The 22,999-nt window shown below is 57.1% G+C and carries 19 protein-coding genes and 1 pseudogene; 10 read left to right on the top strand and 10 right to left on the bottom strand.

Features of this window, described 5'->3' with window-relative positions:
* Positions 1-135: 135 nt before the first annotated feature.
* Genes PG887_RS05570 through PG887_RS05560 form a run of 3 tightly spaced genes read left to right on the top strand, consistent with a single transcriptional unit; the run spans position 136 to position 5,042 of the window.
* Positions 136-774 carry a restriction endonuclease subunit S gene (locus PG887_RS05570; protein WP_270821314.1) on the top strand — a complete coding sequence of 213 codons (639 nt, stop codon included), beginning with the start codon at positions 136-138 and terminating at the stop codon, positions 772-774.
* A gap of 1 nt (position 775) precedes the next feature.
* Complete coding sequence (locus PG887_RS05565; protein ID WP_270821313.1) at positions 776-1,951, top strand: anticodon nuclease; 1,176 nt, start codon at positions 776-778, stop codon at positions 1,949-1,951.
* Positions 1,944-5,042: an HsdR family type I site-specific deoxyribonuclease gene (locus PG887_RS05560; protein ID WP_270821312.1), complete on the top strand. Its 3,099-nt coding sequence runs from the start codon at positions 1,944-1,946 to the stop codon at positions 5,040-5,042. The genes PG887_RS05565 and PG887_RS05560 overlap by 8 nt, the downstream gene beginning before the upstream one ends.
* Before the next feature lie 326 nt (positions 5,043-5,368).
* Here PG887_RS05560 and PG887_RS05555 read toward each other — a convergent pair whose 3' ends face one another.
* From PG887_RS05555 to PG887_RS05545, 3 genes are all read right to left on the bottom strand, one after another.
* The gene (locus tag PG887_RS05555) at positions 5,369-6,532 is read right to left on the bottom strand and encodes a helix-turn-helix domain-containing protein (protein WP_270821311.1); all 1,164 of its coding nucleotides are present in this window, start codon (positions 6,530-6,532) and stop codon (positions 5,369-5,371) included.
* A gap of 1 nt (position 6,533) precedes the next feature.
* A complete protein-coding gene (locus PG887_RS05550; RefSeq protein WP_270821310.1) occupies positions 6,534-7,157 on the bottom strand; it encodes a hypothetical protein in 624 nt (207 codons plus the stop codon).
* A 160-nt stretch (positions 7,158-7,317) separates the two neighbouring features.
* Positions 7,318-8,274, bottom strand: a complete 957-nt coding sequence (locus tag PG887_RS05545; RefSeq protein ID WP_270821309.1) for a tyrosine-type recombinase/integrase — start codon at positions 8,272-8,274, stop codon at positions 7,318-7,320.
* A 232-nt stretch (positions 8,275-8,506) separates the two neighbouring features.
* Here PG887_RS05545 and dusA point away from each other — a divergent pair, with 232 nt between their 5' ends.
* On the top strand, positions 8,507-9,559 hold the full coding sequence (gene dusA / locus PG887_RS05540) for a tRNA dihydrouridine(20/20a) synthase DusA (protein ID WP_270821308.1): 1,053 nt from the start codon (positions 8,507-8,509) through the stop codon (positions 9,557-9,559).
* Positions 9,560-9,561: 2 nt separating this feature from the next.
* A complete protein-coding gene (locus PG887_RS05535; protein WP_270821307.1) occupies positions 9,562-9,711 on the top strand; it encodes a hypothetical protein in 150 nt (49 codons plus the stop codon).
* An 83-nt stretch (positions 9,712-9,794) separates the two neighbouring features.
* Here the strand turns inward: PG887_RS05535 and PG887_RS05530 are convergent, their stop codons facing one another.
* Together PG887_RS05530 and hupA are read right to left on the bottom strand one after the other, a co-directional pair.
* A complete protein-coding gene (locus PG887_RS05530; RefSeq protein WP_029313758.1) occupies positions 9,795-10,220 on the bottom strand; it encodes a hypothetical protein in 426 nt (141 codons plus the stop codon).
* A 113-nt stretch (positions 10,221-10,333) separates the two neighbouring features.
* Entirely contained in the window at positions 10,334-10,606 is a 273-nt protein-coding gene (gene hupA / locus PG887_RS05525) for a nucleoid-associated protein HU-alpha (protein ID WP_005305063.1), read from the bottom strand.
* Between the two features lie 338 nt (positions 10,607-10,944).
* On the opposite strand from hupA, the gene PG887_RS05520 reads away from it, so the two are divergent.
* The gene (locus PG887_RS05520) at positions 10,945-11,427 is read left to right on the top strand and encodes an Rsd/AlgQ family anti-sigma factor (RefSeq protein WP_029313757.1); all 483 of its coding nucleotides are present in this window, start codon (positions 10,945-10,947) and stop codon (positions 11,425-11,427) included.
* 102 nt (positions 11,428-11,529) lie between these two features.
* On the top strand, positions 11,530-11,916 hold the full coding sequence (locus PG887_RS05515; RefSeq protein ID WP_270821317.1) for a PilZ domain-containing protein: 387 nt from the start codon (positions 11,530-11,532) through the stop codon (positions 11,914-11,916).
* A 53-nt stretch (positions 11,917-11,969) separates the two neighbouring features.
* Here the strand turns inward: PG887_RS05515 and radA are convergent, their stop codons facing one another.
* Positions 11,970-13,334: a DNA repair protein RadA gene (radA, locus tag PG887_RS05510; RefSeq protein WP_010673036.1), complete on the bottom strand. Its 1,365-nt coding sequence runs from the start codon at positions 13,332-13,334 to the stop codon at positions 11,970-11,972.
* A gap of 100 nt (positions 13,335-13,434) precedes the next feature.
* Between radA and PG887_RS05505 the strand changes: the two genes are divergently transcribed.
* Positions 13,435-15,810: a PilZ domain-containing protein gene (locus tag PG887_RS05505; protein ID WP_270821306.1), complete on the top strand. Its 2,376-nt coding sequence runs from the start codon at positions 13,435-13,437 to the stop codon at positions 15,808-15,810.
* Between the two features lie 56 nt (positions 15,811-15,866).
* Here the strand turns inward: PG887_RS05505 and PG887_RS05500 are convergent, their stop codons facing one another.
* On the bottom strand, positions 15,867-16,772 hold the full coding sequence (locus PG887_RS05500; RefSeq protein ID WP_270821305.1) for an alpha/beta fold hydrolase: 906 nt from the start codon (positions 16,770-16,772) through the stop codon (positions 15,867-15,869).
* Between the two features lie 28 nt (positions 16,773-16,800).
* Entirely contained in the window at positions 16,801-17,805 is a 1,005-nt protein-coding gene (gene serB, locus PG887_RS05495; RefSeq protein WP_104455220.1) for a phosphoserine phosphatase SerB, read from the bottom strand.
* Positions 17,806-17,998: 193 nt separating this feature from the next.
* Between serB and PG887_RS05490 the strand changes: the two genes are divergently transcribed.
* Both PG887_RS05490 and PG887_RS05480 read left to right on the top strand, forming a co-directional pair.
* A complete protein-coding gene (locus tag PG887_RS05490) occupies positions 17,999-18,607 on the top strand; it encodes an AhpA/YtjB family protein (protein WP_010673032.1) in 609 nt (202 codons plus the stop codon).
* A gap of 65 nt (positions 18,608-18,672) precedes the next feature.
* Positions 18,673-20,876, top strand: a pseudogene (locus PG887_RS05480) (PAS domain S-box protein).
* Positions 20,877-20,940: 64 nt separating this feature from the next.
* Here PG887_RS05480 and deoD read toward each other — a convergent pair.
* Positions 20,941-21,657, bottom strand: a complete 717-nt coding sequence (gene deoD, locus PG887_RS05475) for a purine-nucleoside phosphorylase (protein ID WP_005341325.1) — start codon at positions 21,655-21,657, stop codon at positions 20,941-20,943.
* A 133-nt stretch (positions 21,658-21,790) separates the two neighbouring features.
* Complete coding sequence (locus PG887_RS05470; RefSeq protein WP_039039948.1) at positions 21,791-22,999, bottom strand: phosphopentomutase; 1,209 nt, start codon at positions 22,997-22,999, stop codon at positions 21,791-21,793.

Genomic DNA, 22,999 nt, shown 5'->3' with positions numbered 1-22,999 from the left:
ATGAGCGTTCACATTGGTCCGGAAATGGTGTTCACGTTGAATCGGAATTGGTGTTCATGATCGGCCGGAATATGCACCGAGCTTACCACCGAGCTTACGGCACGGAAAAAGCAATACAACTACTATCGTGACCAGTTGTTGAGTTTTAACGATGGGGAAGTTGAATGGAAGACATTGCCGGAGATGGCAGTTGATTTTGGGCGTGGAAAATCCAAGCATCGCCCGAGAAATGATGAGCGGCTGTATGGCGGTGATGTTCCATTCATACAAACGGGCGATATTAGAAACGCAGCCCACGTCATCATGACGCACAACCAAACGTATAGCGATTTTGGATTGCAGCAAAGCAAACTGTGGCCAAAGGGCACACTGTGCATAACAATTGCAGCCAATATCGCGGAAACTTCCATATTGGGTTTTGATGCTTGCTTTCCCGACAGCGTAATCGGCTTTGTTGCTGCCCCTGAAAAAACAACCTCTGCTTATGTTGAATACCTTCTTCAATCAACCAAACGTAAGCTTGAAGAAAAGGGGAAGGAAAAAAGTAGTGCGCAGAGCAATATAAATCTTGGCACCTTTGAAGCATTGAAGCTCCCCTTTCCACCACTTGCCGAGCAAGCCCGCATCGTCGCGATCCTCGACAAATTCGATGCTCTGACCAACTCCATTACGGAAGGCTTACCCCGCGAAATTGAATTGCGTCAGAAGCAATACGAGTATTACCGCGATTTATTGCTGAGCTTCCCAAAGCCGAATACCGAGGTAGCCGCCTGATATGAGCAAGACGTTAACGGAAATTGCCCAACAATTAAATGCACCAAGGTCAGTAAAGCATAAGAAAACCACCGAGGTTGAGGTGGTCACACAAGTGCCTAAAGTGCAACTAATCTATGCGTTCAACGGTACGGGTAAAACCCGTTTGTCTCGTGAGTTCAAACTGCTGGTTGCACCTAAAAGTAATGGTGAAGGTGAGGAAGTAATATTGCCACGCGAAAAAATACTGTATTACAACGCCTTCACCGAAGATCTCTTTTATTGGGACAACGACTTGGAAGGGGATGTTGCCCCTAAACTGAAGATTCAACCGAATACGTATACTGACTGGTTGCTCTCGCTTCTGAAAGACCTTGGACAGGATACGAACATTGTTAGGTACTTCCAGCACTTCGTAAATGATAAATTGACTCCGCATTTTAGTGAAAACTTTGCTGAAGTGACCTTTACACTGGAGCGGGGTGATAACAAAGGTACCGAACCGCTGAAAATCTCCAAAGGTGAAGAAAGTAACTTTATCTGGAGTGTTTTCTACACGCTTTTGGATCAGGTAATTACGATCCTGAATGTAGCAGAGCCAGCTGAGCGGGAAACCAATCAGTTTGATCAATTAGAGTATGTGTTTATTGATGACCCAGTCAGCTCTCTGGATGAAAATCACTTGATTGAGCTAGCGGTCAATTTGGCAGGGATTATCAAATCCAGTAAATCTAACCTGAAGTTTATTGTCACCACTCACAGTCCCTTGTTTTATAACGTGCTCTACAATGAGCTAAATAGTAAAGTTTGTTATCTATTGGAGCGTTTTGAAGATGGCACCTTCGCGCTTGCAGAAAAGCATGGAGATTCTAACCAGAGCTTCTCTTATCATTTGTATTTGAAGCAAACACTGGAAAAAGCCATCGCTGAAAACAAGGTTCAAAGATACCATTTCACATTATTGCGAAACCTTTATGAGAAAACCGCAAGCTTTTTGGGCTACCCCAAATGGTCTGAACTCTTGCCTGACGACAAGCAGGCCTATTTGAATCGAATTATTCAATTTACTAGTCATTCAACATTATCGAATGAAGTTGTCGCTGAACCCAGTGGACCAGAAAAGAATACTGTAGGTTTGCTACTGAACCACTTGGTCAGTAATTATGGCTTTTGGCAGCAGGAGCACCAAAATGGCTGATTATAAAACCATCGCAGAATCCAACAAATTTATCGTGCTGGATAAATACACCAAGGAATGGTCTGTAGCTGAAAGCTATCAGAGCGAAAGTGATCTGGAGCGCGAGCTAATTGAAGATCTGGTCAATCAAGGTTATGAGTTCCTGCCCACCCTGAATAACCCTGCTGCCATGCTCGCCAATGTACGGGAACAGCTGCAAACGCTCAATAACATAGCGTTTCTTGATGGCGAATGGCAGCGTTTTGTTGAGACCTTCCTCGATAAGCCCAGCGACAGCATCGTCGATAAAACCCGCAAGATCCACGATGACTATATCCATGACTTCGTTTTTGATGATGGCCGAATTAAAAACATATACCTGCTGGATAAGAAGAACACCGTCCGCAACAAGGTACAGGTGATCAAGCAGTTTGAACAAACCGGCAGCCTTGCCAATCGCTATGATGTGACGATCCTGGTGAACGGTCTGCCACTGGTACAGATCGAGCTTAAAAAACGTGGTGTGGCGATCCGCGAAGCCTTTAATCAGGTCCACCGCTACAGCAAAGAAAGCTTTAACAGTAAGCACTCTTTGTTCAAATATTTACAGCTGTTTGTCATCTCCAACGGCACCGATAGTCGCTATTTTGCCAATACCACGACACGCAATAAAAACAGCTTCGACTTCACCATGAATTGGGCGAAGTCGGACAACGCGCTTATCAAGGATCTGAAGGACTTTACTGCAACCTTCTTTCAGAAACACACATTGCTCAATGTGCTGCTGCATTACTCGGTGTTCGACATCAGCAACACCTTGCTGGTGATGCGCCCTTACCAGATTGCCGCCACCGAGCGCATTCTGTGGAAGATCAGAAGCAGCTATCAGACAAAGAACTGGAGTAATACCGAAAGCGGCGGCTATATCTGGCACACCACAGGTTCAGGAAAAACCTTGACCAGCTTTAAGGCGGCGCGGCTGGCCACCGAACTGGAGTTTATCGATAAGGTATTCTTCGTGGTGGATCGCAAGGATCTGGATTACCAGACCATGAGGGAGTACCAGCGCTTTTCACCCGATAGCGTCAATGGCTCAGACAGCACAGCGGGCCTGAAGCGCAATCTGGACAAGGATGACAACAAGATCGTCGTCACGACCATCCAGAAGCTCAACAACTTGATGAAGAGCGAGGCCGACTTGCCGATTTACGGCAAGCAGGTGGTCTTTATTTTCGATGAATGCCATCGCAGCCAGTTTGGCGAGGCACAGAACAACCTGAAGAAAAAGTTCAAGAAGTTCTACCAATTTGGCTTTACCGGCACGCCCATCTTCCCGCAGAACGCGCTGGGCGCAGACACCACCGCCAGTGTGTTTGGCCGCGAGTTGCACTCTTATGTCATCACCGATGCCATTCGCGATGAAAAAGTGCTCAAGTTCAAGGTGGACTACAACGATGTGCGCCCGCAGTTCAAAGCCATCGAAACAGAGAAAGATGAGAAGAAGCTGAGCGCGGCGGAAAACAAGCAGGCCTTGCTACATCCGGATCGCATTCGTGAGATCACCCAGTACATCCTGAATAACTTCCGGCAAAAGACCCATCGCCTGCAAGCGAACGCCAAAGGCTTTAATGCCATGTTTGCGGTGAGCAGCGTGGAGGCGGCCAAGCTCTACTACGAATCGTTCAAGGCGTTGCAGCAAAAGAGCAATAAGCCCCTTAAAGTTGCCACCATCTTCTCGTTCGCCGCCAATGAAGAGCAGGATGCTGTGGGTGACATTGAGGATGAGAGCTTTGATGTCTCTGCCATGAATAGCAGTGCCAAGGAGTTTTTAAACGCGGCAATCGCAGACTATAACGCGCTGTTTAAAACCAATTTCAGCGTGGACAGCAATGGTTTTCAGAACTATTACCGCGACTTGGCCAAACAGGTTAAGGCCAAGGAGATCGACCTGTTAATCGTCGTGGGCATGTTCCTGACCGGCTTTGATGCCCCCACGCTGAACACACTGTTTGTGGACAAAAACCTGCGCTACCACGGTCTGATGCAAGCCTATTCACGCACCAACCGCATTTACGATGCCACCAAGACTTTCGGCAATATCGTCACCTTCCGCGACCTGGAACAAGCGACCATCGACGCCATTACCCTGTTTGGTGACAAGAACACCAAGAACGTGGTGCTGGAAAAGAGCTACAAGGAGTACATGGAAGGCTTTACCGATCTCGTAACCGGTCAAGCACGGCGCGGCTTTATGGATGTGGTGAGCGAGCTGGAGCAGCGCTTTCCAGACCCTGCGGCCATTGAGAAAGAGGCCGACAAAAAGGCGTTCGCGAAACTCTTTGGAGAGTATCTGCGCGTTGAGAACCTGCTGCAAAACTACGACGAGTTTGCCAGCCTGAGGGCCCTGCAAAGCGTAGATATGAGCGACCCTGAAGCTGTCGAAGCATTCAAAGCCGAACACTATCTGGATGATGCAAAGCTGGCCGAGTTGCAGATCATTCGCCTGCCAGCCGAACGCACGATCCAGGACTACCGTTCTACTTACAATGACATCCGAGATTGGCAGCGTCGGCAAAAATCGGCAGAGGAAAAGGACAAATCCAAAATTGATTGGGACGACATCGTCTTTGAGGTGGATCTGCTCAAATCCCAGGAGATCAACCTCGATTACATACTTGAGCTGATTTATGAGCACAACAAGAAAACCAGAAGCAAAGCCGAGCTGGTTGACGAAGTACGCCGTTTGATACGCGCAAGCCTTGGCAACCGAGCCAAGGAGAGCCTGCTGGTCGATTTTATCAATCAAACCGACTTGGACCAGATTGGTGATGCCGCCAGCGTCATCGAAGCTTTCTACGCCTTTGCTCAGGCCGAGCAACGACGAGAAGCCGATGAGCTGATCAGCTCTGAAAATCTGAATGCGGAAGCGGCAAAGCGCTATATCAGCACCTCGCTCAAGCGCGAATTCGCTAGCGAAAACGGCACTGAACTCAATTCACTGCTGCCCAAGATGAGCCCGCTAAACCCGCAGTATCTGACCAAAAAACAGAGCGTTTTCCAGAAAATAGCGATATTTGTCGAGAAGTTCAAAGGGGTCGGCGGGCAGCTGTAGAGTGCAGCTATAAACGAGAAATTGAGGGCGCTTTAAACGCCCTCAATTTTATCCCACTTTAGTTGGCCTCTGTAGCAAAGTTCGTATACAGGTGGAAAAACAGATGAAGAAAATAAGGGATAGTGATGGTACTCAAGATGTCAAAGCTAAATTACGTCGAATGGTGAATACTGAAAAAAATATCGCACTCCGCGGTTGTCTATTTACGAGCGCATAGATAGCGCTCGGAAATAAAATATTTATTTCACTTAGATTAGATACTGCAATGCAACCCAAGCTTCATTAATTAATAGCTGGGCTGCATTGTTTTTTTATAACCAGTTACTTTATTTGACTAAATGTAAATTAGGTTGTCCTTTCTGGGTAGCAGAGGCCTGTGACCTTCCATCCAGAGCATTGAGCATCAAGCCAAAAGTGAGTTCATCCAGTTCTTCCGGCTGAATCAGCAATTCCCTCGCAACATCATTTTTAGATATACCGTCCTCGCGAAGGCTGGCGAATACCTTCTTGAGCACTTGCGATGTTTCAAAGGGTGATGGTTCAGGCTCGTGATCCCGCCCCAATTTGGCCAAATCAATACATAGCGTTCGATACGTCCAATCTGTTGTCAGGTTTAATGAATGAAGCCGGTAGTTAAGCGCTGCGGCAGACACGCTCCAGTATTTTTTGTGGGAGATAAGGCTTTTTAATGTCGCGGTTCTTGGCGCATAGGCCAGCACACTTCGTCGCGGCATTAAAAATGCCGATGCAAAGGCGTTAGCTTCTTTCTCTGCCTCTTGTCCTTGGGGCGCACCGTGACGATGCATTACTAAATGCCCCAACTCGTGAGCTGCATCAAATCGGCAACGTTCCGCTGTTTTCTTGGTATTAAGAAATACAAAAGGAATTTCGCCATACCACATGGAAAAGGCATCTACCTCTCTGGCATCAACAGATAGAGAGAAGACACGCACACCCTTGGATTCAAGCAGAGCAATCATGCTCTTAATCGGAAGCTCACCTAGATCCCAGTAGCGGCGAAGCATTTCAGCAGCAGCTTCTGGATCATTTTCCTGCCCAGTGTTCGGGAATTGATCACCTTCAGATGACTGCTGATAGGTGTCAGTTTTTGACTTTCCATCCGAGGAAATTCGATAATCTTCAGGGAAGTCAGGTGATGGCAAGTCAAATTTATTGTCAATCCATTGATTCAAAAGCAATGCAACTACCCCCGCCGACAGTGCAATATCCCTTTGGGCGGCTGTCATTTTGGTAAGCGCACGAAAACTAGCCACCTCAATGGGCAGCTCTTCTACGTCATCAGCAAAGAAAAATTCGACCGGAAACCGGAGCGCACGCGCGATCTTTTCGACGGTCTGGCTTTCAGGCGCAGTTTGGCCGCTCTCATAAGCAGTGATCGACCGATCTGTTACACCAACTTCCTTTGCCAATGCCCGTTTTGTTAGCCCTCTGCGCTTTCTCGCAAGGGCAAAACGAGTATTGTTAAACATGTTATGCCTTCTTCTTGATAGGTACTTCTATATCTGGCAAATCAGGAAGTTCAATTTCGACTGAATCATTATCCAATGGCATACTCGGCAAAATAATGCGCTCTTTCCACCCATTGATTTTGCCACTGGAAATGCTTGATGGCAGGGAGAGTTCGCAACGTACCTCATTGGCAGCCAAATGCATCAGCAGTACCCAAGTCGTAGGCCCTTGAACCTCTTCAATTGTTGGCAATAGCTCACTGAACATATCTAGCTGATTGTTGGCTTCAACTGCCTCAGCCGTATTCACGCCCTTTGGGCACTTATTAGAAGGCGTTGCTCCAACTATGCCTGTTGCTTCATCGCCAGTGGTAACAACAATGGCCAAGCCCTCTTTCTCATTTACCGTAAGTTCGTAGTTGCCTTTATCTGATTTAACCCACCCCTGAGGTCGTAACTGTTCCCTCAATACGGCAACGGTTTCTGCCCACATAATGATCCCCCGAGCAATTCTCGGGTGGTTAGCCGTAGTACGAGACCTTGCCAGATACCCCTGCCAAACGGATTCTGTAAGGACAGAGATTGCAATCCCAAGCTCGGATAGCCGATCTACGGCATTTCCTTCTGTGTGTAGCAGGTTGTTCATGCAGCGTCCTCTAAGTGAATCTTTAGTCTTCTTGTTTTTATACCTCATTTGAGGTTAAAAAACAAGAAGAGCGATGTGCGTACTCCGATAACATTGAAAATTGCCGCAGTCTGAGGGGATATGACCTACGCGAGAACTACTAGATCCCACTTTTCCCACTTTATCTGGCCTCTGCTGCCCCCTTGGCTTGTTGCAACCGCTCAAACTTGGCGTGTACCCGGTTGGGGTAGAGGTCGGTGTAGATCTGCCAGAGGATGTTAATGTTTCTGTGGCCGGTGACCTGGGCGACCTCATCTATGACAAAGCCTGCCTCAAACAGGCGGCAGGCCCCTTCGCGGCGCAGATCGTGCCAGCGCAGATCATCGATACCAAGCTCTGTTCTGACCCGCTGGAAACCGGCGGTGACGCTCTTGCCGTTGTAGGGGAAGATGCGATCATCAGTTCTGGGCTGACGCTTGAGGATCTCCCAGGCTTCACCCAGCAGGGGCACCAGCATATGGTTCCCTATTTTCTTTCTAGGGTCTTTACGGTCTTCAACCAGCACGGCCCGGTTCTTCTCATCTACGCCAGACCACTTGATCTTGCACACCTCGCTAATCCGCATGCAACTCAGGATGGCGAAGTTGAGCAGAGCGGTGTAGGGGATCTTGGCCATGCCGTGACTCTGCCGTTTTTCCAGCCCCTGGATGATCCGTTCCAGTTCATTGCTCACCGGACGGCGGGTGCGCTTCTGGGCTTTTCCAACCAATTTCAGGTTGTTGAGGGTCTTACGGGCTTCCAGGATGAGCTTGTTATCGACCGGGATATTGAAGACGGGGTTGGCGGCTGCAAAGACAGAACCAAGGTAGCTGATGTCGTGGGCAATTGTGGCAGGAGATGCTCCCGCATCTCTTCTGGCTTGGCAGTGATCGACAAGGTCCTTGATGGTGAGCTCGTCAGCATTGAGCTTGGCGATATCGCAATCGGCTACAAGGTCAAGGCAGTAGGCCTTGGTTCTGCCTATGGTTGGGCTGATGGCTGGATGGGCACGGTAGAGCGAAATAAGCTCACGGATAGTGGGGACGGGTTGCACCTGGCCTGGCAAACCATCTCGCTCGATCATCGCTACCATCTGCATTCCCCAACTCTTGGCGTCGGACTGTCTGCCAAAGGTTCGGGATTCTCGGTATACTACCTCTTCGCCTTTATGTTCCCTGACGGTACAGCGATAGCGTAACTCGCCTTTGCTGGTCTTACGTTTTTCTATTGTGTAGCCGGCCATAGATACCTCGTGGAGTACACCTGCCCCATGAAATGGTGGGGCAGATATGGGGCAGGATCAATCAACAAATGTCTGGAAACACCCGCAAATGACTCAGAAACAAATCAGTGAAAACCCCGTGAAATCAGGCTCTGAGGCCATATCTGGCAAGCCTGCCCACCACCAGACATTTTCGATTGCCCCCATGCTGGACTGGACCGATCGGCATTGCCGTTATTTCCACCGTCTGATGACCCGCCAGACCCTGCTCTATACCGAGATGGTGACCACGGGCGCCATCATCCACGGCAAGGGCGACTATCTGGGCTACAGCGAGCAGGAACACCCTCTCGCCCTGCAACTGGGTGGCAGCAACCCGGCAGACCTGGCCCGCTGCGCCAGGCTCGCCGAGGAGCGCGGCTATGACGAGATCAACCTCAACGTCGGCTGCCCCTCCGATCGGGTGCAAAACGGCCGCTTCGGCGCCTGCCTCATGGGTGAACCGGCACTGGTGGCCGATTGCGTCAAGGCGATGCGCGACGTGGTCGATATTCCGGTCACCGTGAAGACCCGTATTGGCATCGACGAGCAAGACTCCTACGAGTTCTTGCAGGCCTTCATCGAGCAGGTTAGGGACGCCGGTTGCGATACCTTCATCGTCCACGCCCGCAAGGCCTGGCTGAGCGGTCTGAGCCCGAAAGAGAACCGCGAGATCCCGCCCCTCGATTATCCTCGCGTCTACCAGGTCAAGCAGGATTACCCGGATCTGACCATTGCCATCAACGGCGGAGTGACCAGTCTGGAACAGACTCTTGAACATCTGCAGCACCTCGACGGGGTCATGATGGGCCGCGAAGCCTACCAGAATCCCTACATTCTGGCCCAGGTGGACAATCTGGTGTTCGGCGAGAACCGTGCCGTGCCGAGCCGCCACGAGGTGGTGCGGATGATGCTGCCTTACATCGAACAAGAGCTGGCCAAGGGCAACTACCTCTCCCACATGACCCGCCACATGCTGGGGTTGTTCCAGAACATGCAGGGGGCGCGCGCCTGGCGTCGCCATCTGAGCGAGAATGCCTGCAAGCCGGGGGCCGACATTCAAGTGGTGCTGGACGCCATGGCCAAGGTGCCGGAGTTCGCGCCAGCCGACGCGGTGGAGTGATCATGTACCGCTTCACCGGATCCTGGCTGCACAAGGCCCTGGTGCGTCTGTGCGCCGGCCTGCTCACCATTCTCGGCATCAAGCTCAGCGTCTTCTATTTCATCGGGCTGCTGATCGTGCTGGGGCTGCACCGGGACCAGATCCTGGGCTAAGCGCCCCGCGCTCCCGAACAAGAAAAAGCCGGCGCCCCTGCGCCGGCTTTTTTGTCACCACGGAGGCGACCCGACAGTCTGGCTTACTCCTCCTGAACCATGAACTGGAGTTCAGGGGGAGAAGAGGTCAGCACATCGGCGCAGTAATCCCAGGTCGAGATGCGGTAGTGCTGCAAATCTTCATCCAGGTGCAGCCCATCGGATTCCTGATGGAACCAGCTGGCGAAACGGGACGGGGTGATGAGCTGGATCTGCTCCTCGATGACGTGGCTGTCACGCCCCTCTGCCAGATCACAATCCTCCATCACCCGCACCGCGAAGATGTGGCGAAAACTCACCCGGCACAGGGGCAACGGAGGCAGATCGATGCTGCGAGCACGCCCCAGCATGACGGTCAGGGTGTCGCTCCAGATATCCTGATGCAGTTCGGCAACGACCAGGCCGGGAGGGAGTTGACGAGAGGGAGCCCAGGGGACGGCTACCTGCCGAATGGCATTTTTCTGTTCCATATCCACCTCGCTACAGCGCATGCCATATCCTGAGTGTATCTGAAACAAATTTTGACGAAGATGGCAAGAAAAAACCCGGCACAAGCCGGGTTTCATTTGATTACAAGACGACCTTATTTGACGGCGTCTTTCAGCGCCTTGCCAGCCACGAAGGACGGCACATTGGCAGCTGCAATCTGGATCTCTTTACCGGTTTGCGGGTTGCGACCGGTACGGCCCGCGCGATGGTTGACCTTGAAGGTACCAAAACCCACCAACTGAACGGCATCGCCCTCTTTCAGGCTCTGGGTAATACCATTGATGATCTCTTCCAGAGCGACTTTGGCCTGAGCTTTGCTCAGGTCTGCTTTGGCGGCAATTGCATCGACAAGTTGAGCTTTGTTCATAACATTTCCTTTATGATCGGGCATTTAGCACCGGGCCACTCTATTCAAAAAAAAACACTCAGGCAAAGGCTTTATCAGCCGGATTGGCTTGAATGCTGGGGTTTTCATCAAGATCTGCGGAAATAGTCACATATATCGCCCCCTTGTCCCCTGGATGGGCGACAGGATGCGAAGTACCGGTGGGGAGAGGCATGCAAATCCCCGCCTGATGTAACAATATCCCTACACTCCTATTGACGGTCAACTGGATTTTCCCTAGTTATAGGAGTGTCGTCAGTCGATGAGAATGACCGGAGGCGTGCGACCCGAGTGCCGCATGCCATGCCCATGGAGGGACTATGTTAACTGAACTGGAAAAAACCAAGCGCGCACTGGCAGGCAAGCACAGAGCAATAGATGACTGGCTGGATGCCAGACAGGCGTTGCTGGTCGAGTACATGCGACTGGCAGGCCTCATGCCCGCCAAGTGCAAGCAACGCACCCTCCCAGGCCATGTAGAACTGCAACGTTTTTGCGAACAACTGGTCGACTACGTCAGCGCAGGCCATTTCGAGATCTACAACCACGTCGTCACCGCCTTTGAGCAAGCCAGCGGCGACAAACTGGAGCTGGCCAAGCGCATCTACCCCCATATCCGTGCCTGTACCGAATTCGCGTTGGAGTTCAACGACAAGTACAGCAACGCCGACGAAGCCCAGTTGCTGCAACTGGACGAGGATCTGAACCAACTCGGCCCCGTGCTGGAGGACAGGTTCAAACAGGAGGATCGGCTGGTCAAGGCGCTGCAGGTGGTGGAATCCCTCAGCCATCAGCAGGTCTGATATTCAATATCGGAGCCAGTTCAATATCCTGGCGTGCCAGCTGGATTACACTCTGCAACATGAAGAATGAGCATCTTGCTCGCACGCAGACCGGAGACGACCATGGCCGAGCGCCGCCACTTTACTCGGATTTTCTATTTGACCGCCGCCAAGCTCACCCAGGGTGAACACCAGTGGCGCAACCAGCTGGTCGATGTCTCCCTGCAGGGAGCCCTGCTGCTCAGACCCGAGGATTGGGTCGCCAGCGAGGACAAGGAGTACGAAATCTGCTTCGTGCTCGGGGGCAGCGACATCGAGATCAAGATGCAGGTCGAGCTGACCCACGAAGCCAGCAAGAAGCTGGGGTTTTACTGCCACCACATCGACATCGACAGCGCCACTCACCTCAAGCGGATGATCGAGCTGAACATCGGAGAGGAGCAACTGCTCCATCGCGAGCTGGAGCAGTTGCTGCAAGAGCACCGAGACCACGTCCCCCCCGAATCCTGAGCGGGCGGGCAGAAAAACAAAGGAGCGTTCATACGCTCCTTTTTCATGGTTGGTTACAGGGCCTCGAGGGCATCGGAGAGTTTCTTCACCGGCACCACCTCCATCCCCTCGATGGGATGTTTGGGCGCATTGGCATGCGGGACGATGGCTCGGCGGAAACCGTGCTTGGCCGCCTCCTGCAGTCGCTCCTGACCCGAGGGCACGGGCCGTATCTCGCCGGAGAGTCCCACCTCACCAAAGACCACCAGATCCTTGGGCAGGGCCTGATCCCGGAAGCTCGACACCATGGCCAGCAGCAGCGCCAGATCCGCGCTGGTCTCCTCGACTTTGACGCCACCCACCACGTTGATGAACACATCCTGATCCGCCATCTGCAACCCGCCGTGACGATGCAGCACCGCCAGCAGCATGGCGAGACGGTTGTGGTCCATCCCCACCGCCACCCGGCGCGGATTGGAGAGCTGGGAGTAATCCACCAGCGCCTGCAACTCCACCAGCAGGGGGCGCGTGCCTTCCCAGATCACCATGACGATTGAGCCCGGAGCCTGCTCCTCCCCGCGGCTGAGGAAAATCGCGGAAGGGTTGCTCACCTCCTTCATTCCCTGCCCGGTCATGGCGAAGACCCCCAGTTCGTTGACCGCACCGAAGCGGTTCTTGTGGGAGCGCAGGGTGCGAAAACGCGAGTCGTGCCCGCCATCCAGCAGCACGGAGCAGTCGATACAGTGCTCCAGCACCTTGGGACCCGCCAAAGTGCCGTCCTTGGTGACGTGGCCCACCATGAAGATGGCCACATGATTCTGCTTGGCATAGCGTGTCAGCAGCGCCGCCGACTCCCGCACCTGGGAGACGGACCCCGGCGCAGACTGCACATCCGCCACGTGCATCACCTGGATGGAGTCGATGACCATGATCTGAGGTTGCTCCTGCTGGGCGATGAGGCAGATCTGCTCGACGCTGGTCTCGGACAACATGCGCAGCTTGTCCGTGGGTAGACCCAGCCGACCGGCCCGCATCGCCACCTGTTGCAGTGATTCCTCACCGGTCACATAGAGGGTCTTCATGCGCTGCGCCAGGCCGCACATGGTCTGCAGCAACAGGGTCGACTTGCCGGCCCCGGGGTTGCCGCCGATGAGAATGGCCGAACCGGGGACCACGCCGCCACCGAGTACGCGGTCCAGCTCCTTGAAGCCCGAGCTGAAACGGGGGATCTCCGTAGTGGCGATCTCTGCCAGGGTCTGCACCTGGCTGCCGACGGCGCCCGCATAACCGGTATAGCGAGCGCTCTTGCCGGGTGTCGTCACCCCCAGTCGCACCTCGGTGATGGTGTTCCATTCCTTGCACTCGCTGCACTGGCCTTGCCAGCGGGTGAAGTCGGCTCCACATTCGGAACAAACATAGGCGGTTTTGTTTTTGGCCATGGATAACTCGGGGACAGGATGAATTCCTGCTTGATATACTTGTTTGCGACCGGCAGATCAAACCCAGAATCGGAAAAGTGACTTTCCGCGGCAGGAATACATGGATTCAGAACAACCACTACATCTGATAGAACAACTTGTCCCCCTGCTCCGGGAAAAGGACTTCGACGAAATCTTCAACCGTCTGACCCAGAACGAAAATACGAACAGCCGGTTCCTGCTGAAGATGGAACTCAAACGCAAGTGCACCCCCTGTCGGCGTGTCATCGACATGCGCAACGAGCTGGGCGCCCTCTGTCAGGTGCATGAGTTCGACGGGGTGACCCACTTCATGCCCGCCGAGGCCATCGAGCTGTTTCAATCCCAGTGCTACCTCTACCGGGACAGCTACACCCTGGGGGTCTACGAGGCGCTGCAAGCCTGGTACAAACTCAACCAGGGGCGCAGCGACAATCTGGCGCTGCCCATCAGCCCGTTTCGTCCGTTCGATGTCAGCGCCATCCCCTTCGCCAGCCATTACGGGCGGCAGGAAGAGCGCATGCACTTCAGCTCGCCCATGGTGCTCCAGCTCGCCAACGGCGAGAAGATCCTCGCCAAGAGCTCCGACATCTCCCTCGGCGGCATCCGGGTATCCGTGCCCTATCTGCCCGACTACCAGACAGGCGACCTGATAGCCGTCTTCTTCACCGGACTGGAACGCGATCATCCCCATCCCCTGCTGCGTGACCCGGTCAGCTACCAGATCCTGGGGGAGGAGAGAAAAGAGGACAAATTCTGGCTCAGGCTGCTCAAGAACGGCGAGCATCCGGTGTTCGACGAGTTCCTGCGCGACTTCATCGAGCGCAACCGCAGCCGCTATCGCGTCAGCGTCGACTACCTGCTCTCCGCCGCCGTCATCAAGGGGTATGAGCAGTTCTATCTGCCACGCATGACCGGCATGCCACTCTATTTCGGCAAGGGCAGCGTCCCCGCCCTCGAGATCGCCCTGCGCACCGAGAACAACCAGCACATTCTCGAATACTGGCGCGACGCCAAGAACCGCGACATGCTCGCCAGCCTCTTCACTGCGGCCCGCATGCCCTCGTTGCTCCCGGGCAAAGAGGGGCTGCGCGAGACGCTGATCTACTGCTTTACCCATGCGGTACGCAGCCACCTCTACTTCTTCTCCGCGACCCGGGAGGAGCTGGAACAGAGCGGACTGACCACGCTCTTCTTCCAGATCGGCGCCCGCCGCCCCAGTTGGCGGGTGTACAAGTTCAGCATGGAAGCCAGCACCCTGCGGGAGGCCGACCTCGACAACCCCCAGGGCGGGGCGAGCCCGTTGCAGGACAGGCTGCTGCGCGAGCGCCTGGCCCAGCTCGGATACGTGGGCATGCTGCAGGAGATAAACCTGGACAACCAGCGCGACGAGTTCCAGCGAGAGACGGGTCAGGATCCGCTCAACGCCAACGCCTTGCAGCGCTTTGGCCATGACATCCATGCCGCCCCCTTCGAGATAGAGACGCTGCACTATGTGCAACTACGCAAGGAGGCGCGCTACATGCACAAGACGGCCATCGTCTTGCATCACAAGGAGCGATCCTGGGTCGGCTGGACCCGAGACATCTCGGCCCACGGCATGCAAATCGAGCTGGAGGAGCCGTTCGACGGGGAGAAGGGAGACATCATCACTGTGGCTCTGCCCCGCTTGCAGGAGCTCGCCAGGAACATGGACCTGCAACGCCTGCCCTATCGGCTGGTCAGCCTCAACTTGAGCCGCACCGTGCTGCATCTGTGCATCGAGGGGACGGCCGAGCGCCATACCGGCCACCAGTTCTTCAGCCTGCTGATCGAAAGCAACCAGAACAAGCTCAAGACCACCCGGGAGTTCAATCGCTATCGCGGCATGGCCAGGGCGCTGCGCAACCTCTACACCCACCACCTGTTCAACACCCCCGTCTATGTGAACAAACTCAAGGCCGCCCCGAAACTGGCCGCGGCCGGCCTCTCGCCACAGCCACGCAGCCTTTCCCGTCTGCTGCGCATCTGTGCCGAGCAGGATCAGCAGTTGAACCTGTATCCCCTGTTCCAGGGGGCGCTGCTCAAGGCCCTGCTGCTCAATCCCCTGCGCGCCATCGAGCGGGAAGACAAGCCGGAAGAGGAGGAGGTCTACATCGCCGCCCTCAACTCCCAGGGGGGAACCCCCCTGTTTCGCAGCCACCTGGCCAGCAGCTTCAGCTCACCGGATCAAAAGCGCCGCTTCATCGAGCTGGCCCGGCAACAGGGCGAGTTCTATTCGGTACTGGTGGGTATTTCGCGCACCGGCCGCCCGGACACCAGCTTCATCGCGGGTGAACTGGACTACATCGCCAAGTTCGCCATTCACAAGGCCAAGAAGCTGGAAGAGGAGCTCTGGAGTGTCGTGGGCGTGGGTGAACTGACCGATACCACCGAGGCGACCCTGTTCCGCCTTGGCATACCATCCGGGCCCCGCTAGCCAGCAGGGCAGGGAGACAACAAAAAACGGGCACGCAAGTGCCCGTTTTTTGTCTATCAGGCAGCCTGGGGGTTGCGCAGCCAGGCGAGGATGTCGGGGAAGTGATCCTCCTGTGCCTGGGGCGCCGTCAGCATGTTGATGTGGTCGTAATCGAGCCGGTTGCCGTTGTCCCGCCCAAGGCGGGTGTGGCGGGCGGCCGAGCCCATCTCGTCGCTGAAGCGGCGCACGTCGACGGGGTGGCCAAGTACCTTGTCAGCCTTGGCGGAGATCATCCAAAGCGGGGGCCAGTTGACCCGGCTCGCCGCCTCGTCATAGGCGAAACCGTCAAAGGGATCCTGCCAGGGCCCGCACTTGACCCAGGGGATGGTCTCCTGCAGGTAGCGCAGGGGCTCATCATCGGCCCCTATCTTCAACCGGCGGGCGGCCAGAAACCCCTGGCGGTGCGCCAGCCAGGGGGCGAGCCGGTTCCAGATCAGATCCACCTTCAACCAGCGCTCCGGGTTCTGCACCGAGACCCCCCGCTTGGTGCCGAAGAACACCAGGCTGGCAACCTGCTCCGCCAGCTCGGGGAAGCGCACCAGGGTCGAGGCCATGATGACGCCGCCCCAGGAGTGGGCCATCCAGTGCACCCGGGCACCGGCATGGCGGGTCGATACCCAGCGCTGCAAGGCGGGCAGATCCTCGGTGATCAGCTCATGCTGGCCGTGGCCGGCCCGCTCGGCGATGGTCGGTGTGCTCAGACCCCGACCACGCAGATCCGCCACATAGACCTGATACCCGTGGCGAGCCAGAAAGCAGGCCAGCCCCTTGCCCGATTCGGTGTAGAAGATGCGGCCGTTCTCGATGGCCCCGTGCACCATCAGGATGGGGTCGGCATGCACCGCGACACCGGGCTGGATATGGCGCACATGGAGTCGATGCTCACCGCAGGGGACAAACAGGGATTGCTGTAACAGTTCCATCTCGTGATCGGCTCCTCCTTGAGCGGGATCAGCACCAGCGTCGGTCGCGACAAGCCAGGGCGCCGAGCAGGCAGAGCACCCCTTCCAGATCGTGGTGATTGAGGGTCGCCGCCGCCTGGGCACGAACCAGGGGTTTGGCATGAATGGCAATGCCAAGCCCCGCCACCCCCATCATCTTGAGATCGTTGGCACCATCGCCGACCGCGACCGTCTGGGATGCAACCACCCCGTACTCCGAGGCCAGCTGTTGCAGTGCCTCGGCCTTGGCGGCGGCATCGACGATGGGGCCGCTCACCTTGCCGATCAGCAAGCCCCCTTCCACCGCCAGCTCGTTGGCGAAAATGGCATCCAGACCCAGAGCACGCTGCAACTCGCCGGCAAAGCGGGTGAAGCCACCGGAGGCGATCGCCACCTTCCAGCCAGCCTGCTTGAGGGTATCGACCATGAGTGGCAGGCCCGGCATCCAGGGCATGTCGGCCGCCACCTCGTCGAGGATGGTGACCGACGCCCCTTCCAGCAGCGCCACCCGGGCACGCAGACTGTCGGCAAACTCCAGCTTGCCCTGCATGGCCGCCGCGGTAACGGCCGCCACCTGCTCACCGACCCCGGCCAGCCGCGCGATTTCGTCGATGCACTCTATCCTGATCGCGGTGGAATCCATGTCCATCACCAGCAGACCGGGCTCACTCAGGGTGGGCAGGGCGGCCAGATGACACAGGTCGATGTCCCACTCCTGGGCTTTGAGCGCCTGCACCAGCTCGGGGGAGAAGCGGTTGGTGCCAAGCAGCAGCAGTGGAATACCGGCCTGCTCCCCTGCGGGATAGAGGCTTGACTCAAGCCCCAGGGCATCCAGCTGCTGGGCCAGGCGGGCCAGATGACCGGCCTCCAGCCCCTTGCCAAACAGGACAATCCAGGCGCTGTCGTGGGCGTTGGCCGCGGGCAGCAGGGCTTCGTTGGTGAGCTGCCAGCAGGGAGCACAGCTCAGGGCCCCGGACCAGTCGTGCAGGGAGCGGGGAAGTTGGGACAACAACATAAGAGAGACGCCTTCCTTGGAAATCATGGGGTTCATCATGCGGGCCCAGAGTAGCGTATTGCTTTTTGTACAGGCAAGCGCCAAGATCCCGCCTGCGGTGCGGGCAGACATGGAAACAGACCCCCCAGTTTCCCGCTTCGCGACACCGGGGCACCAGCCAGCCCCGCTCATCCATTACCAGAGGCCCGGTTCTGTGCGTCATCTTCCCATCAAACGTGTTGTCAGCCTGGCGGCGGGAGTCCTGCTCGGTCTCTGGGTGCTGGTGCTGCTCATCCACATGCAGGGAGAGAGCCAGGCCGCCCTGCACGCGGCCGCACGGGACAGGGCACAGGCGCTGGTCGCCTATGCCGCCCGGGACATGCGCCGCTGGATCAAGGAGGACAAGGAGAGCGAGCTGGAGAGACTGGCGCAGGATCTGGCCGCCGAGCCTGACATTCTGGATGTCACCCTCTATGACGCCCGCGGCATTCCCCTCGCCCAGTCGGACAACGCCCTGCCGCTGGACAGTCTGCTGCCCATCGGCAGCGACAACAAATCCCTGCCGGAGCAGGGCAAGGGGCGCATCCAGTTCGTCCAGGAGATCCAGGACGGAAACCTGACGCTGGGCTATCTGAGGATCACCCTGGAAGAGCAGAAACTGCTGGCCGCACAAGATACCCATCTCAAGGTCAACCAGGAGAAACAGCGCCTGATGCTGCTGGTGATGCTGCTGGCCGGCCTGCTCATCTCCTACGGGGTGCGTCGCAACTACATGCGGGTGCGCAAGCACAAGAAACAGAGCAAACCCGCCGCTCCGCAATAAGCGGGAGTGGATCACATCCTCCGGCTTGTATATAACACTGGCAAGATCACTGGCAGGAGAGCCACATGATTGCCCCCCCCTTGCCGCTGGATGAACACAGTCGACTGGAACGACTGCGCATCCTCGGCCTGCTCGACCACGAGCCCATCGATCAGCTTGATCGCCTCACCCGGCTCATCACCCGCCATTTCGCACTCCCCATCGCCATGGTCTCCCTGACCGACGTGAACAGACAGTGGTTTCTCGCCCGCACCGGGGTCGATATGTGCGAGATCAACCGGGAGCACTCCTTCTGCGGTCATGCCATTTTGCGCCCCGACATCATGCAGGTACCGGATGCCAGACGGGATCTCCGCTTTGCCGACAATCCGCTGGTGACCGATGATCCCGGTGTGGTCTTCTACGCCGGCCGCCCCTGCGGGCGCTGGATGGCGTGGTGCTCGGCACCCTCTGCCTGGTGGACCATGTGCCACGCCATCTCGACGAAGATGCCTGCCAGGATCTCGACGACTTCGGCCGCCTGGTGGAGAACACCCTGCACGATCTGGAGCGGCGCCACCAGGTGCGCACCCTCAATCAGGTGCTGGAAGACAAGGAGCATCTCTTCACCCTCACCTTCAACCAGTCGTCGGTGGGCATGGCCCTCTCCTCTCTCGAAGGCAAGTGGCTGCGGGCCAACCCGGGGCTGGAGCGGCTGCTCGGTTACAGCGAGCATGAGATGCTGAGCCGGACCTGGCTCGCCATGACCCATCCCGAAGATCTGCAACGGGAGCAGCCCCTGTTCGATGCCCTGATCGCGGGGCAACGGCAGGATTACCGGCTGGAGAAGCGGATGGTCCGGGCCGATGGCACCCTGTGCTGGGTCCAGCTCAGCGTGACCCTCTGCCAGAGCCGCACCATGGCCCCCCACATGATCGCCGTGTTTGCCGACCTCACCGAGCGCAAACAGGCCGAAGCCGAACTCGTGCGGCTGCAGCAAGGGCTCGAGCAGCAGGTGCAGTCACGGACCAGGGAGCTCTCCTGCACGGTGGAGCAGTTGCATCAGGAGATGCGCGAGCGCGGCGCCATGCAGCAGCAGCTGTGGCAGGAGCAGCGCCGCTTGCAGCACATGCTGGAGCACACCAGCAATGCCTTCCTCGAGCTCGATGCCGATTTCATCATCACAGGCTGGAACCCGGCCTCCACCACCCTGCTCGGCTGGCACGCCGACGAGACCCTGCTGAGCCTGTCAGGCAACCCGCAGAGTCCGCCACGGCGGCTGGAGTGCGACATCATCACCCGCACAGGCCGGCACATCCCGGTTGAGGTGATTGCCGAGCGTTACCAGTTCGACGGCAAGGTGCGCATCGCCCTGTTTTTGCACGACATCACGGCCCGCCGCCAGGTGCTCGCGGAGATCGAGCGTGGCCGTGCCCGACTGCGGGCCATCACCGATGGCCTGCCGGTCACCATCAGCATGGTGTCGCCCGAGGGGCGTTACCTGTTCGCCAACCAGGCCTATTGCCGCTACTTCGGGCTCGATACCGAACAGATGCGGGAAATGAGCGTGCGGGACATCATCGGCGAGGAGGCCCACGGCAGGGCCATGGCCTATGTGGCAAAGGCCCTCGCCGGTGAGCAGGTGAGTTTCGAGCACCGCTTCGATCTCCCCATAGGCCGACGCGACCTCAGGATCACCATGATCCCGAGCCGGGGCGACGAGCCCGGGGTCTACATCCTCGGCAGCGACATCACCGAGTTCAAGGCGCTGCAAAGCCAGCTGGAACACGAGGCGGCTCACGACCCCCTCACCGGCCTGCCCAACCGGCGCGCCTTCACCCTGCGCCTCTCCCGGGAGCTGGAGCGGGTGCGCCAGAATGCCGAACCCCTGGGCCTGCTGTTCCTCGATCTCGACGGCTTCAAGGGGATCAACGACAGGCTGGGACACCACGTCGGCGATGCCCTGTTGCAACGCTTCGCCCAGGTGCTGAGTGCCGAGGTGCGCCCGGGGAACATGGTGGCGCGCCTGGCCGGCGACGAGTTCACCATCATACTGCCCGCCCTGCGCCAGCCGGAACTGGAGCTGCCCGCCCTGTGCGAGCGGCTGCTGGCGGCCATGGCGGTTCCTGGGGACGTGGCCGGTCACCGGCTGCCCCTTGCCGGCAGCATAGGAGGCGCCCTCTGCCACTCGGGCCAGTATTGTCACATCGACGATCTGCTGCACCGGGCCGATGCCGCCATGTACCGGGCCAAGCAGTCGGGCAAGGGGCGCTTCGCCCTCGATCTCTGACCGTGCTTCGCAAAAATGCAAAACGGCGGCCCGAGGGCCGCCGTTTTTTTATGCGCGAGGGGGATCAGTTGTCACCCAGCAGGACGGAGTCCAGCGCGATTTCGATCATGTCGTTGAAGGTCAGCTGACGCTCTTCGGAGGTGGTCTGCTCACCGGTACGGATATGGTCGGAGACGGTGCAGATGGTCAGCGCCTTGGCACCGTACTCGGCGGCCACGCCATAGATACCGGCGGCTTCCATCTCGACACCCAGGATGCCGTATTTTTCCATGACGTCGAACATGGAGGGGTCCGGGGTGTAGAACAGATCGGCGGAGAAGATGTTGCCCACGCGCACGGCCACGCCCTTGTTCTTGGCAGCCTGAACGGCATTGGCCACCAGATCGAAGTCGGCGATGGCGGCGAAGTCGTGGTCCTTGAAGCGCAGACGGTTCACTTTGGAATCGGTGCAGGCACCCATGCCGATCACCACGTCACGCAGTTTCACGTCTTCACGCACGGCACCGCAGGAGCCCACGCGGATCAGGGTCTTCACGCCGTAGTCGGTGATCAGCTCTTTTGCGTAGATGGAGCAGGACGGGATGCCCATGCCGTGACCCATGACGGAGATGCGACGACCCTTGTAGGTGCCGGTGAAACCGAACATGTTGCGCACGTCGCACACCTGCTCGACGTTCTCCAGGAAGGTTTCGGCGATGTACTTGGCACGCAGGGGGTCGCCCGGCATCAGCACGGTATCAGCAAAGGCGCCATCTTTCGCATTGATATGAGGAGTTGCCATTCTCTTTATTCCTTCACACTAGGTTGAGTTTTATTGTCTTTATGGATTGTCCGCTGCCTGCGCGGCGGCGGTACATTACAGGAAACCAGGGCCCTGTGGCACCCCGGGCAGGCGAACCGGCCCGGGGTCACCATCACAGGAAGCTGGTACCGTATTGCAGCTTGGGCAGGCCGTGGTAGGCCGCGATGCTCTGGCCGATGTCGGCGAAGGTCTCGCGACGACCGACGGAGCCCGCCTTGACCGGCTTGCCGTAGAACAGTACCGGAATGTATTCGCGGGTGTGGTCGGTACCGCTCCAGGTCGGGTCACAGCCGTGGTCGGCGGTCAGCACCACCACGTCGCCATCCTGCAGCAGGTCGAACAACTCCGGCAGGCGGGAGTCGAAGTACTCCAGCGCATCGGCGTAGCCCTTGACGTCACGGCGGTGACCGTAGGAGGAGTCAAAGTCCACGAAGTTGGTGAAGACGATGGTCTGATCACCGGCCGCTTTCACCTCTTCCAGAGTCCTGTCCCACAGCTCGGTCAGACCGGTCCCCTTCACCTGCTTGGTGATGCCCTGCTGGGCATAGATGTCGGCGATCTTGCCGATGGAGACCACCTGGCCACCCGCTTCCTTCATGTAGTCCAGCACGGTCGGCGCCGGCGGCAGCACGGAGTAGTCGTGGCGGTTGCCGGTGCGCTTGAAGTTGCCCTTGCCGCTGCCCACGAACGGACGCGCGATGACGCGGCCGATGTTGTAGGGCTCCAGCAGCTCGCGCACGATGTGGCAGAGCTCATAGAGCTTCTCGAGGCCATAGGTCTCTTCGTGGCAGGCAATCTGGAATACGGAGTCGGCAGAGGTGTAGAGGATCGGCTTGCCGGTGCGCATGTGCTCTTCGCCCAGATCGTCCAGCACCTGGGTACCGGAGGCGTGGCAGTTGCCCAGATACCCGGGCAGACCGGCCTTCTCGACGATGGCATCCAGCAGCTCCTGCGGGAAGCTGTTGTGGTGGTCATGGAAGTAACCCCACTCGAACAAGACGGGCACGCCGGCAATCTCCCAGTGACCGGACGGGGTGTCCTTGCCGGAGGAGAGCTCCTGGGCAAAGCCGTAGGCACCGATCACCTCGACATCCTTGTTCAGTCCGGCCGGGAAGGTGCCGCTGGCGAGTTCGCCCGCGTGGCCCAGACCCAGCTTGCTGAGGTTTGGCAGGTTGAGAGCGCCACGGCCCTCGATCTCACCGGCGGCGCACGCCTTGGCGATATGGCCAAGGGTATTGGCACCCACGTCGCCGAACTTGTCGGCATCGGCGGCAGCACCAATACCGAAAGAGTCCATCATCAGAATAAAGGTACGTTTCAT

This window comes from Aeromonas sp. QDB14 (assembly GCF_027707845.1).
Lineage (GTDB): Bacteria > Pseudomonadota > Gammaproteobacteria > Enterobacterales > Aeromonadaceae > Aeromonas > Aeromonas caviae.
Note: the sequence above shows the minus strand (reverse complement) of the source record. Positions and strands in the feature narration are given on the sequence as shown.